Raw genomic sequence first — 12,865 nt, 5'->3', positions numbered from 1 at the left:
CGCTACTGCTCCTCGATGGTCGCCATGCCCTGAAATTCCGGCAGCCAATGCAGCGCCGAGCGGTGCCAGCTCTGTCGTCGCGGAACCAACTCGTCGCGTTGCCGCGCCGTGCCGACCCGGATGCCATAAATCTTCGGTCCATCTCCAACCGATGTGGCATAGAGATGCGAGCCGCACTCGCCGCAAAAGCCCTGCGCGCGTTTGGCGCCGCTGGACCCGGTCTTGATGTAGACCTTCGGCGCGCCCTTGGTGATCCGGTAGCGGTCTTCCGGAGCGCCCACAGTCACTCGAAAAGCCGTTCCGGTCAGTTGTTGGCAATCGGTGCAGTGGCAGATCCCGGTGTTTTCCGGGTCGACCTCCGCTTCGTAGGTAATGGCGCCGCAATGGCATCCGCCGTCGATCTTCATCGTCTTCCTCCTCCTGTCTCACCAGCATCTTAGCCGGCCCGGTCCGGCTCGTCTCCAGACGCGGCTTCAACGATCTTGCGACGCTTTTCCCAGGTGCCGGTCGTTTGCGGCTTGACGAACAGCCGGGCGATCTCCGGCATTTCGTTTTTCAGCCGCGCCTCGAGGCGCTCGACGCAGGCTTCGATTTCAGGCGCCGTCAGGTGATCCTCGAACTCGATACTCAGGGCGGCGACGATCTCCTCCGGTCCCATGTGAACGGTCAGCACGCCGTTCGCCTGCTGCACCGCAGGATCCTTCTGGACGATGGCGAGCACTTGTCTCTGCACCTCGGGCGATGCCGGCTCGCCGATCAGCAGGCCCTTGCTTTCGCGTGCCAGGAAGATTGCCGTCGCGCCGAGGATGAGCGCGATGCCGATCGAAGCGGCGCCGTCGAGCTTCGGCATCTCAAGCAATTCCGCCGCCAAGATGCCGGCAAAGGCGACGACGAGGCCGAGAAGGGCGGCGCTGTCCTCGAAGAGCACGGTGTAGACGCTTGGATCCTTGCTCGATTGCACGGCTTGCAGCCAGCCCTGCTGGCCCTTCTGCCGGCGGAATTCCCTCAGCGCCACCAGCCAGGAGCTGCCTTCGAACAGGAAGGACAGGCCGAGAACGATGTAGTTGACCTTGGCGTTGGCGATCGGTTCCGGCGCCATGATGTGGATGATACCCTCGTAGAACGACACGCCCGCGCCCAGCGCGAAGACGAGAAGCGCGACGATGAAGCTCCAGAAATAGAGTTCGCGGCCGTGACCGAGCGGATGCGTGCGGTCGGCCGGGCGTGCTGCACGGTGCATGCCGTAGAGCAGCAGGCCGCCATTGCCGGTATCGACCAGCGAATGCACGCCTTCCGACAGCATCGCCGAGCTGCCGGTGAAGAAAGCGGCGGCGAATTTGGTTACCGCGATGGCCAGATTGCCGGCCAGCGCCGCATAGATGACCTTTCGAGAGCCGCCGTGCCCCGCCATCGCTTTCTCGCCTTGCTCGATGAGGCGAAGCTTAGCGGCCCGCCCGCCGAAGCTCCATAGCTATCGGCGATGCACGGCCATCGACCGTCAGGCCGCGCCTGCGTGTGGAGCCCGTGCGGATCCACGAAACCGGTTGACAGCCATCCGCGCCCTGCAGCCAGCTGGAAACAGCCCCTTGCTTACCGGCGTTTCTCTTGTTTCACTTCGCTTCCCGCAATTGGAGGAACGAATCATGGCTAAAGGTGCGATGAAGGCAGGCAAGGAAGCCCGCAAGCCGAAGAAGGACGCCAAGAAGCCCGTACCCGCTCCGGTCCTGAAGGCGCCGCCGGTCAAGGCAACGAGGCTCAAGGAAAAGTAAGCCTCGGCAGCCCCGGCGCGGCGAGATTTCACCGGCGGCATTCGAGTGTGTCGCCGGCAGGTTGTTGATCGGACGTTTAGGCAGATCTATATGCGTGGCGCGGGGGCGGCCCCGCACCTCCCCGAAATTCGGCCGGGACGACCCGTCCATCGAGCGCCCGAGAGCCGGTTTCGTTTCCGGCTTGGTGCTTGGCTGATTGCGCATCGGATTGTCCGAAAACCGGACGCTATTTTTCGGCCCGATGCTGATGGAGCGTTCCCGATGTCGTGGATCTTGCTGTTTTTCGCCGGCCTGTTCGAGATCGGTTGGGCGATCGGCCTCAAATACACCGACGGATTCACCAGGCTGGTCCCGACCGTGCTTACGGTAGCCTCGATGATCGTCAGCCTCACTCTGCTCGGCCTGGCGTTGAAAGCTCTTCCCGTCGGCACCGCCTATGCGGTGTGGACCGGCATCGGCACCGTCGGTACGGCACTGCTCGGCATCTGGCTGCTCGGCGAGCCCGCCACTGCGATCAGGCTGGCCTGCATCGCGCTGATCGTCTGCGGTATCATGGGATTGAAGTTCGCCGCCTGATCATACGACAAACGCCTTCAGGGCCGCTGCGAGGCGACCCTGAGTCTCGAAGCAGATTGCTTCGGTAACCTGAAGGCTAGCGGGCGGAGAAGCCTGGAGGCGTTCTGCCGGTGCGCTGCTTGCGCGCCGCATAACGCGCGTCGCGCTTGGCCTTGCGTTCGGCTTCGTCGGCCAGAAAACGGGCGATACGCTCGTTTTCTTCGGCTTCCCGAATCTTGGCTTCAGCCTGTGCTGCCTCTTCGGCCGCGATGCGTGCCGCTTCGGCTGCTGCCTCGCGCTCGGCCTTCTCGACCGCTTCGCGTGCCAGCTTTTCCTGTTTCAGCCTGGCCTTCTCGGCCTCGCGGATTTCGCGGGCCGCGAGGATAGCCTTGCGTTCTGCCTGCCGTGCCAGCACTGCGGGATCGTCCGCGGCCGGCTTTGCCTTGAAGCGCTCGAGAAGCGCCTTCTTTGCCTCGTTTGCGGCGTTGCGCCGCTCGAAAACGTCTTTTTCCCTGTAAATAGCCAAGTCCACTTCCCTAGAGTCAATTCGCGAGGCTTACATACGCGTGAAAACCGAGAGTTCAAGCGCCAAAACGGTATGCCAGCCATGAAATTCTGGTCTGTTGCGCGCAGGAGACGCCTTTCGGGCCGAAACCGACATGCACTGTTCACCGTCCAGCCCTCTGGCGGCGCGGTGGGCGGGTCGCTACCTCTGGTGCGAAGCAGAAGCCGGCATGGCGGGTCTATTCGCCGCGCCGTTTTGAATCCCCTCGCGAACCGCGATTCGCCGAACCAGGATGGCATTGAGATGGAACTCGGTCTCTACACCTTCGCCGACGTCAGCCCGCAGCCCGGCCCGGGCGCCATTGGTCCGCATGAGCGATTGCGCAACCTGATCGAGGAGGTTGAACTCGCCGATCAGGTTGGCCTCGACGTCTTTGGCCTCGGCGAACATCACCGGCCCGACTATGCCGCATCCGCACCGGCCGTGGCTTTGGCCGCGGCTGCCGAGCGCTCGAAGCGCATCAGGCTGACCAGCGCCGTCACCGTGCTCTCCTCCGACGATCCGGTCCGCGTCTTCCAGCAGTTTGCGACGCTCGATCTGCTGTCGGGCGGCCGTGCCGAGATCATGGCCGGACGCGGTTCGTTCATCGAATCCTTCCCGCTGTTCGGCTACAATCTCGAGGACTATGACGAACTCTTCGCTGAAAAGCTCGATCTCCTGCTTGCCATCCGCGACCAGGCGACGGTCACATGGTCGGGCAATCTGCGCGCGCCGATCAACGATCGCGGCGTCTATCCGCGCCCCTTGCAAGAAAAACTGCCGATCTGGATCGCCATTGGTGGGACGCCGCAATCTGCCGCCCGCGCCGGCGCGCTTGGCCTGCCGCTTGCGCTCGCCATCATTGGCGGCGAGCCGGCGCGCTTCGCGCCGCTGTTCGATCTCTACCGCGAGGCCGCCAGGCGTGCCGGTAGCGACCCGGCCTGCCTCGCCACCAGCATCAACGTGCACGGCTTCATCGCCGACACGACAGAGCAGGCGGCCGACGATTTCTACGGGCCGCAGGCGGAAGTGATGAACCGCATCGGCCGCGAGCGCGGCTGGGGCCCGACATCGCGGGCGCATTTCGATCAGTCGCGTGGTCCCGGTGGCGCCCTGTTCGTCGGCAATCCCGAGCAGGTGGCTGAAAAAATCGTCGCCCACCACAGGATTTTCAACAATGACCGCTTCCTGTTGCAGATGGCGATCGGCACCATGCCGCACGCCAAGATCATGAAGGCGATCGAACTCTACGGCACCAAGGTGGCGCCGATCGTTCGCAAGGAAACGGCGAAGTCCGCACCAGCGGTAGCGGCGCCCGTCGCCTGAGCTGCGGGCCGGGCTTGTCCCGGCTCAGGACGGCTTGGACCTTCGAAGGCGCGGTCTCGATAGCATCCGATAGCCGTTCGATGTGCCCGACCTGTGTCAGACCAGTAGGCTCGGCTGCCGTCTGGTTCCCCGCCAAGCCCCAGCGCCAACAGCCCAGGTTCAAAGCCGGCTCATGGAACCGGCGTCCGGAACTGCGCGTTCCATGCAAGCAATAACCGCGCGGAGGGACGCCCGCTCGAGGGGTGACTATGAAAACCGAACCCACTGTCTTGAGCGCAGGCGTCGCCGAAAGCCCAGACCCGCGCGCCGCGGCGCGCGCGGACACGCACATGGTGCGTTTGCTGCTCGTCGGCATCTTTCTGCTGATGGTCGTCTATGCGCTGTATTTCGCCCGCGCCTTCTTCATGCCGGTGATCCTGGCCTTCCTTCTGGCGTTGACGCTGACGCCGATTGTCCGGCTGCTGCGCAGGCACGGCATTCCCGAGCTGGTTTCGGCGACGCTGCTGGTGGTGCTGTCGATCTGCGTCTTCGCCAGCGCCGGCTATCTGCTCAGCGGTCCGATCATCGATATCATCAACAACACCTCGTCGATCGGCCAGCAACTGACCGAGCGCCTGGCGCAATTGCGGCGGCCCTTCGAAAGGATCATGCAGATATCGCATCAGATCGAACAGCTGACCGAGACATCGCAGGAACCCGGCATCCAGAAGGTGGCGGTGGCGCAGTCCGGCGTTCTGTCGTCAGCCGCCAGCAATCTCCTGTCGGCGGGAACAAGCCTCACCATCATCTTCGTGTTGTCCTTGTTCCTGCTCGCTTCGGGCACCATGTTTTATGAGAAGATCATCCAGTCCTTCGCCAGCCTCAGCGAGAAGAAGCGGGCGTTGCGCGTCATCTACGACGTCGAGCGCGAGATCTCGCACTATCTGCTCACCGTCACCCTCATCAACGCCGGTCTCGGCACGGTCATAGCTCTTGGCCTGTGGGCGCTTGGGGTGCCCAATCCGTCGGTCTGGGGTGTGGCCGCCGCCCTGTTCAATTTCCTGCCCTATATCGGGGCGCTGATCACGATCCTGCTCGTCACCATCATGGCGTTGATCAGTTTCGACACCATCTCCTACGCGCTGCTGGCCCCGGCTTTCGTGCTGCTATGCGACATCATCGAAGGCCAGTTCGTGACCCCTACGGTGGTTGGCCGGCGCCTCGAGATCAACGCCGTGGCAATCCTCATCGCGCTCGCCTTCTGGTCCTGGCTCTGGGGGTTCGTCGGCGCTCTGATGGCGGTGCCGCTGCTGGTCGTCATCAAGGCCTTTTGCGACCATTTCGACGGGCTCAGCCATGTCGGCAATTTTCTTGCCGCACAGCATACCGCGGTGGTGGACGAGGACGAGATGGCCGACGCCGAATCCACCAAGGGCTGATCAATTTTTTGAATTTGCGGCGTCGCAGGCCGCTTCCTACATGCGGTTCCCACACAGGATTCCGCCCATGACCGCCCTTTCCGTTCTCGACCTGTCGCCGATCGTCGAAGGCAGTGATGCCTCGCACTCGCTCGCCAATTCGCTCGATCTTGCCCGTCATGCCGAGCGTCTGGGCTACAAACGCTACTGGCTGGCCGAGCATCATAATATGCCGGGCATCGCCAGCGCGGCGACGGCCGTCGTCATCGCCCATGTCGCCGGGGGCACCAAGACGATTCGCGTCGGCGCCGGCGGCATCATGCTGCCCAACCATGCGCCGCTGGTGATTGCCGAGCAGTTCGGCACGCTGGCCGCCTTGCATCCGGGCCGCATCGATCTCGGCCTTGGCCGGGCGCCGGGTACAGACATGGGAACGGCGCGCGCACTGCGCCGCAATCCCGAGGCCGGTGTCGACAATTTCCCGCAGGATGTCGTCGAGCTGACGGGCTATTTCCAGCCGGCCGAGGAAGGCCAGCGCATCCGCGCCGTGCCAGGCGAGGGCCAGAACGTGCCGATCTGGATCCTCGGCTCCAGCCTTTATGGCGCCCAGCTTGCCGCCATGCTCGGCCTGCCCTACGCCTTCGCCTCGCATTTCGCGCCGGCGGAGCTCGATTATGCGCTGGACATCTACCGCTCGCGCTTCCAGCCGTCTGAACAGCTCGACAAGCCACACGTCATGCTCGGCCTCAATGTCTTTGCCGCACCGACCGACGCCGAGGCGCGGTTGCTTTTCACATCGCTGCAGCAGGCTTTCGTCAACCTGCGCACCGGAAGGCCCGGTAAATTGCCGCCCCCGGTCGAAGGCTATGATCGCGATCTCGATCCGATGGCGAAGACCATGCTCGGCCAGGCGCTGTCCTGCGCCGTCGTCGGTTCTCCCGAAACGGTCCGTGAAGGCATCGACGCGTTCGCGCGCCGCACCGGCGCCGACGAACTGATGGTCACCGCGCAGATCTTCGACCATGCGGCACGGGTGCGGTCGTTCGAGATTTTGGCTGACGCCCACAAATCGCTGTTGCAAGCGGCGTGACCGTCTTTCCGCTGTCTGGCACTGTCGCAGACGGCGTCGTTTTGCTATGGGCCGGTATTCCTCAGGAAGATCGGGCACCCCCGTGACGAATGACCATGACGCGCGCATGCAGTTTGCAATCGAGCTGGCGCGGCGCGCCGGCGAGCTCGGGCTCAAATATTTCCGCGACCTGGAAAACCTGACCATTGAGAGCAAGGGCCATCAGGACCTGGTCTCGCAAGCAGACCGCGAAGTCGAGCTGTTCATACGCGCGGCAGTCGCCGCCGCCTATCCGCAAGATGGCATCGTCGGTGAGGAACATGCCTCGGTCGCGGGTTCGACCGGCCACGTCTGGGTCATCGATCCGATCGATGGCACCGCCAATTTCGTGCGAGGCATCCCGGCCTGGTGCGTGGTGATCGCTTGCGCCAAGGACGGGGAGACGGTGGTTGGCGTCATCCACGAGCCGTCGACAGGCGAGACCTTCCACGGCCGCCTCGGCGGCGGCGCCTTCGTCAACGGCAGAGCGATCAGGACGAGCGTGGCGACCAGCCTCGAAGAAGGGTCGGTGGGGACGGGATTTTCGAACCGGGCCGATACTGAAAACGTCGCTATGCTGGTCCGTATGATCCTGACGCAAGGCGGCGTTTTCTTCCGCAACGCGTCGGGTGCCCTGATGCTCGCTTACGTGGCTTCCGGCCGGCTGCTTGGCTATGTCGAGGAACATATGAACGCCTGGGATTGCCTGGCCGGCATGCTGCTGGTCGAGGAGGCCGGGGGCACGGTGGTGAAGCCCGATCCACAGACGGTGCTGCTGGACGGGGCGCTGGTCATCACGGGCGGCAAGGGCGTGTTTCCGAAGCTGCGCGAGCTTTGTTCGGAGGCGTTTGGCGCTTGATTCTGGACGCGACGGTCAGGCGCTCACGCTCTGCACCACCGCTCGCAGCGGCCGGCATGAATCACGGATCATCAGACGGCCCTTGAGCACCAGCTTGCGCGGCGGCGCCTCCCGGTTGCCGGCGAGCCGGTCGAGCAGAAGATTGGCCGCCTGCTCGCCGATCGCCTGCACCGGCTGCGCCACGGTGGTCATCTGCGGCTGGAACACGTCCGACCAGCGAAAATCGTCGAAGCAGGCGACTGAAATGTCTTCCGGGCAGGACAGGCCGATATCGCGGATCGCCTTCATGGTGCCGATCACCATCGGGTTGTTGGCGGAGAAGATCGCGCTTGGCCGGTCGTGCGCCGAAAGCAGTTGCATGGTCGCGTTGTAGCCGTCGATCTCATGGAAATTGCCGAAGCGGATCAGCTCCTCCGCTATCGGCAAATTGGCTGCCTGAAGCGCCTCGCGATAACCCGCCATGCGGTCATGCATGGGCGAAATATCCGATGTTCCGGTGATGTACCCGATGCGCCGGTGGCCTAGATCGATCAGGTAGGTGATCGCGTCGAACACCGCGCGCTGGTTGTCGAGGACCACGGCGTCGGTGTCGACGCCTTCGCAGAGACGGTCCAGAAGCACGACCGGCACATTGGCGTCATCGACAATCGCCTTGAGGATCGCGCCGTCGCCGACACGCGCCACGATCAGCCCGTCAACCATGCGGTCGAGCAGCAGCCTGATCTGGTCGTCCTGGGTGTTTAGATCCTCGTCCGTGCAGCACAGCATGACGGCATATCCGGCCCGGTCGAATGCCTGCTGGATGACCGAAACGACGTCGGTGAAGAACGGGTTGGTAATGTGCGGCACCGTCAAGCCGATGGTGCGCGTCGTGCCCATCTTCAGGCTGCGCGCGATCGCATTGCGCTTGTAGCCGATGTCGCGGATCGCCTGTTCGATGCGCTGGCTGAGCTCCGGGCTGACGGTTGCCGTGCCGTTGATCAGCGCCGATACGGTGGCGACCGAGACCCGCGCCGCCTCCGCAACATGAAGCATGGTCGGCGCCGTGGATTTCCGCTGTTTCGTTCGCCTGAATGTTGTCATTTCGAAACGTTTCGCCGCCCATCTCTTCGCCATACCTACGTAATACCGCAATTTTTCGCAAGATTTGAAATGGATCAATCCCACGTTATCAGATATCGGCTTGACACGATCGAAACGTTTAGATTAGCGTTTGTGGAAATCTGACGACGACGGAAGGGAGGCCGCCACTGTCATGGAGCAGAGAAGTTCCACCGCCCATGCCGCGGCGACGGACGGTTCAAATGTCGTCCTGAGCGCGGAGCGCATTTCCAAGAGTTTCGGCGGCATCGCTGCCCTGGTCGATGTCGGCTTCGAGCTGCGGCGCGGCGAAGTTCACGCCTTGATGGGCGAGAACGGCGCCGGCAAGTCGACGCTGATGAAGATACTCTCCGGCGTTTATACCGGCTATGAAGGCGCGGTCAGCGTCGATGGCCGTCCGGTCAGCTTCGCCGGCGTGCGCGATGCCGAAGATGCCGGCATCGCTATTATCCACCAGGAGCTCAACCTGGTCCCCGAACTCAGCGTCGCCGACAACATCTTCCTTGGCCGCGAGAAGCTGATCGCCGGGCTGATCGTCGATCGCAAGGCGAGCAGCGGCGCGGCGGCGGCCCTTCTGCAGCGGCTTGGCATCGAACTCGATCCGGAAGCGCGTGTCGGCGCCCTGCGCGTCGGCGAACAGCAATTGGTCGAGATTGCCAAGGCGCTGTCGATGTCGGCACGCATCCTGATCATGGACGAGCCGACCTCGGCGCTGTCGCCGGCCGAATGCCAGCGGCTGTTCCGGATCATCGGCCAGCTTGCCGAGAGCGGCGTCGCCATTGTCTACATCTCCCACCGTATCGACGAGGTCATGCATCTGGCCAGTCGCGTCACCGTGTTTCGCGACGGGCGCCATGTGCTGACCGAGGCGATGGCGAAGCTCGACGAGGACGCCATCATCTCGGCGATGGTCGGACGCAACCTGCTGGCTTCCTCCCAGGAAGAGCGGCACCCCGGCGGTGAGACCGTGCTTTCGGTCAGCAACCTGGCGCTGTCGAAGCCCGATGCCCATGGCTGGCGGCCAGTGATCGGCGGCGTCAGCTTCGATCTTGCCGAAGGCGAAATACTCGGTATTGGCGGCCTGCTGGGCTCGGGGCGCACCGAGATCCTGGAAGCGATCTTCGGCTCGAGCGATGGCCGCGCCGGCGGTGAGATCCGTGTCGATGGCCGGCTCGTCGATATCCGTTCGCCGCGCGACGCAAGGCGGCTGGGCATCGCATTGGTGACCGAGGACCGCAAGACCCAAGGCCTGCATCTCCAGGCATCGATATCAGACAATGTGGCGCTGCCGCTGGTCGGATCGTTGGCGCGCTTCGGCATCCGCTCGCTTGCCAGCGAACAGGGGCTGGCGCGGCAAGCGGTCAAGGCACTCGGCATCCGCTGCCGGGACATCGACCAGCATGCCGGCACGCTATCGGGCGGCAACCAGCAGAAGGTCGTCATCGGCAAGTGGCTGGCGACCAAGCCAAGAGTGCTTTTGCTGGACGAGCCGACGCGCGGCATCGATGTCGGCGCCAAGCGCGAGATTTACGACCTCATCTTCAAGCTGGCGCGGGAAGGCCTCGCCATCGCCGTCATCAGCTCCGAATTGCCGGAGTTGCTGCATCTCTCCGATCGCATCCTGGTGATGGCCGATGGCCGCCAGACGGGTATCCTTTCCCGCGACTCCGCCAGCGAGGAAGCCATCATGCGCCTCGCCGCACCCCGTCGAACCATTTCGAGACCCGCCGCATGACTGCCCTGAAACTTCTTTCCCGGACCAAGCTCTATTGGGGTCTGATCGCCATATTCCTGATCGGCGTACTGGCCTCGCCGGTGAGTTCGAAGGGCAACAACATCTTCCTGTCCTATGGCAATCTGCTCGACGTGCTGCGCCAGGTGTCGACCACCGGCCTGATCGCCACCGGCATGACGGCGGTGATCATCACCGGCGGCATCGACCTGTCGGTCGGCTCGTTGATGGCCATCTGCTCGGTGGTCTGCGCCATGCTGCTGACGGTTCCGGGCGTAACGCCGGGCGTCGTGCTGGGCGTGCCGACGGTCGCGCTGGTGGCTCTTTGCCTGGGCTTCGTCGTCACCCGCTTCATCTTCCTCAACCTGGAAAAGTCCCGCGCCGGTACGGATGCCGCCGCGCGCGACGTCAGGCTGGACGGCGTTCGGGGCCTGATCACGCCGGCCGTCGTCGGCGTAGTGCTCTGCGGCCTGTCGCTGTGGTACATGCTGCCGCAGATCGAACCCAAGTTCGGCGTGCTCGGCGTGCTGCTCGTGGCGCCTTGTGTCGGCCTTCTGTTCGGCGCGATCAACGGCTTCATCATCGTTGCCGGGCGGCTGCAGCCCTTCATCGTCACCTTGGCGATGATGGTGACGGCGCTCGGCATCGCCCGTCTGACCGCCGGCCAGAACAATGCTGTGCTGCCGGTCTATACCGGCTCGAACGCCACCGCCAATTTCGAGATGCTGCGCTCGCTGGTGTTCGGCGTCATCCCGATGCCCGGCCTGTTCTTCCTCGGCGCGATCGTCATCTATGGCGCGGTGCTGCGCTTCACGCCTTTCGGGCGCTATGTCTATGCCATTGGCGGCAATGAGGAGGCGGCCCGGCTCTCCGGCATCGCCGCCGGCCGCGTCAAGATTGCCACCTATGCCATATCGGGCCTGCTCGCAGGCATCGCCGCGGTGCTCTATGTCGCGCAGTACCGGCAAGGCAAGCCGGATGCCGGCGCCGGGCTGGAGCTCGACGCCATCGCCGCGGTGGTCATCGGCGGCACCAGCCTGATGGGCGGCCGCGGCAGCCTTATCGGAACGTTTTGCGGCGTACTGATTTTCGGGCTGCTGTCCAACATATTGCAGCTCCACAACATCAATTCGAACCTTCAGCTGGTGCTGAAGGGGATGATCATCATCGGCACCGTGCTCGTTCAAGAGCGCAATGCCGCTGATCTTCTCAGCTATCTGCGTCTGCCCGGCGGGCAAGCGGCGCACAAGGAAACGGCCGCGGCAAAGCGACCGTCGCAAGAGACACCGTCTCTAAATCTTGGAGGAAACAAGAAATGAAACGACGTGACATGTTGAAGCTTGCCGCCATTACCGCGGCCCTGCTGACCACTACCGCGGTTTTGACCAGCAACGATGCCTACGCCCAGGACAAGAAGTGGAAGATCGGCTTTTCGCAGGTGACCACGATCGAGCCCTGGCGCGCCCAGTTCAACAAGGACATTCTGGCCGAGGCGGCCAAGCATCCCGAAGTCGAGCTGATCGTCACCGACGGCGAGGATAAGACCGAAAAGCAGGTCGCCGACGTCGAGAACCTGATCCGCCAGGAAGTCGATGCGCTGCTGGTGTCGCCGAAGGAATCCGCCGGCCTGACGGGCGTCGTGCAGCAGGCGATCGATGCCAAGATCCCGGTCTTCGTGCTCGACCGCAATGTCGAAACCAAGGACTACACCCAGTTCGTCGGCGGCGACAACAAGCTGATCGGCCGCGCGGCCGGCGAATATGCCGTCGAACTGCTCGGCGGCAAGGGCAAGGCATCGGGCAATGTCGTCGAGATCTGGGGCGGCATGGGCACCCAGCCGGCGCATGACCGCCATGACGGCTTCCACGAATTCACCGACAAGGAGCCGGGCATCAAGTACCTGCTCGACCAGCAGTCGGGCGACTGGAAGCAGGACCAGGCCTACAATTTGATGGCCAACGCGCTGAAGAGCAACGAGAAGATCGATCTCGTCTATGGCCATAACGACCCGATGGCCTACGGCGCCTATCTCGCCGCCAAGGACGTCGGCCGCGAGAAGGACATCAAGTTCATCGGCATCGACGGCCTGCCCAACGAGGGCGTGCAAATGGTGAACAAGGGCGAGCTCACGGCGACCTTCACCTATGTCACCCCGGGCGCGGAAGGCCTGCGCCAGGCGATCAAGTTCCTCAACGGCGAGAAGGTCGAAAAGACCATCACTTTGCCGACCGAGAAGATCACCAAGGAGAATGCCGCCAAGGTGCTGAAGGACAACGGACTGTAAGTCTTCACGGCAGATAAGCGCCGGCCCAAGGTCCAGGTTCTTCGTACCAGGGACAGCTTGGCACCTTTCCTCTCCCCCGTCGATCGGGGGAGAGGTGTCGAGCGCAGCTCGACGGAGTGGGGGTCGATCCTTGGGGGGGTGCAGGAAGATTCTTGCCCTGGTCGCCTTTCAATATTCGTTGGCGGCGGTT

At 63.5% G+C, this 12,865-nt stretch carries 13 protein-coding genes; 9 read left to right on the top strand and 4 right to left on the bottom strand.

Features of this window, described 5'->3' with window-relative positions; all coding sequences use genetic code 11:
* Nucleotides 1–2: 2 nt before the first annotated feature.
* Nucleotides 3–407, bottom strand: coding sequence for a GFA family protein (locus tag NKI49_RS10110; RefSeq protein WP_352603473.1), 405 nt, complete (start codon nt 405–407; stop codon nt 3–5).
* Between the two features lie 29 nt (nt 408–436).
* Nucleotides 437–1,411 (bottom strand): cation diffusion facilitator family transporter, encoded by a 975-nt coding sequence (locus NKI49_RS10105; protein WP_352603475.1) that lies wholly within the window; start codon nt 1,409–1,411, stop codon nt 437–439.
* A 232-nt stretch (nt 1,412–1,643) separates the two neighbouring features.
* Between NKI49_RS10105 and NKI49_RS10100 the strand changes: the two genes are divergently transcribed.
* Both NKI49_RS10100 and sugE read left to right on the top strand, forming a co-directional pair.
* The gene (locus NKI49_RS10100; RefSeq protein ID WP_352603477.1) at nt 1,644–1,769 is read left to right on the top strand and encodes a hypothetical protein; all 126 of its coding nucleotides are present in this window, start codon (nt 1,644–1,646) and stop codon (nt 1,767–1,769) included.
* Between the two features lie 261 nt (nt 1,770–2,030).
* Nucleotides 2,031–2,345, top strand: coding sequence for a quaternary ammonium compound efflux SMR transporter SugE (gene sugE / locus NKI49_RS10095; protein WP_027028310.1), 315 nt, complete (start codon nt 2,031–2,033; stop codon nt 2,343–2,345).
* Between the two features lie 76 nt (nt 2,346–2,421).
* Here the strand turns inward: sugE and NKI49_RS10090 are convergent, their stop codons facing one another.
* Nucleotides 2,422–2,850, bottom strand: a complete 429-nt coding sequence (locus NKI49_RS10090) for a DUF6481 family protein (protein ID WP_352603479.1) — start codon at nt 2,848–2,850, stop codon at nt 2,422–2,424.
* Between the two features lie 282 nt (nt 2,851–3,132).
* Here NKI49_RS10090 and NKI49_RS10085 point away from each other — a divergent pair, with 282 nt between their 5' ends.
* From NKI49_RS10085 to NKI49_RS10070, 4 genes are all read left to right on the top strand, one after another.
* Entirely contained in the window at nt 3,133–4,194 is a 1,062-nt protein-coding gene (locus NKI49_RS10085; protein WP_352603481.1) for an LLM class flavin-dependent oxidoreductase, read from the top strand.
* A 248-nt stretch (nt 4,195–4,442) separates the two neighbouring features.
* Nucleotides 4,443–5,612, top strand: a complete 1,170-nt coding sequence (locus NKI49_RS10080; protein ID WP_352695618.1) for an AI-2E family transporter — start codon at nt 4,443–4,445, stop codon at nt 5,610–5,612.
* A 67-nt stretch (nt 5,613–5,679) separates the two neighbouring features.
* A complete protein-coding gene (locus tag NKI49_RS10075) occupies nt 5,680–6,681 on the top strand; it encodes an LLM class flavin-dependent oxidoreductase (protein WP_352603485.1) in 1,002 nt (333 codons plus the stop codon).
* 106 nt (nt 6,682–6,787) lie between these two features.
* Nucleotides 6,788–7,558 carry an inositol monophosphatase family protein gene (locus NKI49_RS10070; protein ID WP_502899533.1) on the top strand — a complete coding sequence of 257 codons (771 nt, stop codon included), beginning with the start codon at nt 6,788–6,790 and terminating at the stop codon, nt 7,556–7,558.
* Between the two features lie 15 nt (nt 7,559–7,573).
* Here NKI49_RS10070 and NKI49_RS10065 read toward each other — a convergent pair whose 3' ends face one another.
* Complete coding sequence (locus NKI49_RS10065) at nt 7,574–8,593, bottom strand: LacI family DNA-binding transcriptional regulator (RefSeq protein ID WP_352603489.1); 1,020 nt, start codon at nt 8,591–8,593, stop codon at nt 7,574–7,576.
* A 220-nt stretch (nt 8,594–8,813) separates the two neighbouring features.
* Here NKI49_RS10065 and NKI49_RS10060 point away from each other — a divergent pair, with 220 nt between their 5' ends.
* Genes NKI49_RS10060 through NKI49_RS10050 form a run of 3 tightly spaced genes read left to right on the top strand, consistent with a single transcriptional unit; the run spans nt 8,814 to nt 12,675 of the window.
* Nucleotides 8,814–10,394: a sugar ABC transporter ATP-binding protein gene (locus NKI49_RS10060; RefSeq protein ID WP_352603491.1), complete on the top strand. Its 1,581-nt coding sequence runs from the start codon at nt 8,814–8,816 to the stop codon at nt 10,392–10,394.
* Nucleotides 10,391–11,710 carry an ABC transporter permease gene (locus NKI49_RS10055; RefSeq protein WP_352603493.1) on the top strand — a complete coding sequence of 440 codons (1,320 nt, stop codon included), beginning with the start codon at nt 10,391–10,393 and terminating at the stop codon, nt 11,708–11,710. The genes NKI49_RS10060 and NKI49_RS10055 overlap by 4 nt, the downstream gene beginning before the upstream one ends.
* On the top strand, nt 11,707–12,675 hold the full coding sequence (locus tag NKI49_RS10050) for a substrate-binding domain-containing protein (RefSeq protein WP_352603495.1): 969 nt from the start codon (nt 11,707–11,709) through the stop codon (nt 12,673–12,675). Before NKI49_RS10055 ends, NKI49_RS10050 begins: the two co-directional genes overlap by 4 nt.
* Nucleotides 12,676–12,865 lie beyond the last annotated feature (190 nt).

It is taken from the genome of Mesorhizobium sp. M0587 (assembly GCF_040320945.1).
Classification (GTDB): Bacteria; Pseudomonadota; Alphaproteobacteria; order Rhizobiales; family Rhizobiaceae; genus Mesorhizobium.
Note: the sequence above shows the minus strand (reverse complement) of the source record. Positions and strands in the feature narration are given on the sequence as shown.

What these genes read in the sequence shown, in the direction of transcription:
- NKI49_RS10060 (WP_352603491.1), top strand. Translation starts at nt 8,814, where the DNA reads ATGGAGCAGAGAAGTTCCACCGCCCATGCCGCGGCGACGGACGGTTCA.
- sugE (WP_027028310.1), top strand. Translation starts at nt 2,031, where the DNA reads ATGTCGTGGATCTTGCTGTTTTTCGCCGGCCTGTTCGAGATCGGTTGG.
- NKI49_RS10055 (WP_352603493.1), top strand. Translation starts at nt 10,391, where the DNA reads ATGACTGCCCTGAAACTTCTTTCCCGGACCAAGCTCTATTGGGGTCTG.
- NKI49_RS10070 (WP_502899533.1), top strand. Translation starts at nt 6,788, where the DNA reads ATGCAGTTTGCAATCGAGCTGGCGCGGCGCGCCGGCGAGCTCGGGCTC.
- NKI49_RS10100 (WP_352603477.1), top strand. Translation starts at nt 1,644, where the DNA reads ATGGCTAAAGGTGCGATGAAGGCAGGCAAGGAAGCCCGCAAGCCGAAG.
- NKI49_RS10080 (WP_352695618.1), top strand. Translation starts at nt 4,443, where the DNA reads ATGAAAACCGAACCCACTGTCTTGAGCGCAGGCGTCGCCGAAAGCCCA.
- NKI49_RS10050 (WP_352603495.1), top strand. Translation starts at nt 11,707, where the DNA reads ATGAAACGACGTGACATGTTGAAGCTTGCCGCCATTACCGCGGCCCTG.
- NKI49_RS10105 (WP_352603475.1), bottom strand. Translation starts at nt 1,411, where the DNA reads ATGGCGGGGCACGGCGGCTCTCGAAAGGTCATCTATGCGGCGCTGGCC.
- NKI49_RS10110 (WP_352603473.1), bottom strand. Translation starts at nt 407, where the DNA reads ATGAAGATCGACGGCGGATGCCATTGCGGCGCCATTACCTACGAAGCG.
- NKI49_RS10085 (WP_352603481.1), top strand. Translation starts at nt 3,133, where the DNA reads ATGGAACTCGGTCTCTACACCTTCGCCGACGTCAGCCCGCAGCCCGGC.
- NKI49_RS10075 (WP_352603485.1), top strand. Translation starts at nt 5,680, where the DNA reads ATGACCGCCCTTTCCGTTCTCGACCTGTCGCCGATCGTCGAAGGCAGT.
- NKI49_RS10065 (WP_352603489.1), bottom strand. Translation starts at nt 8,593, where the DNA reads ATGCTTCATGTTGCGGAGGCGGCGCGGGTCTCGGTCGCCACCGTATCG.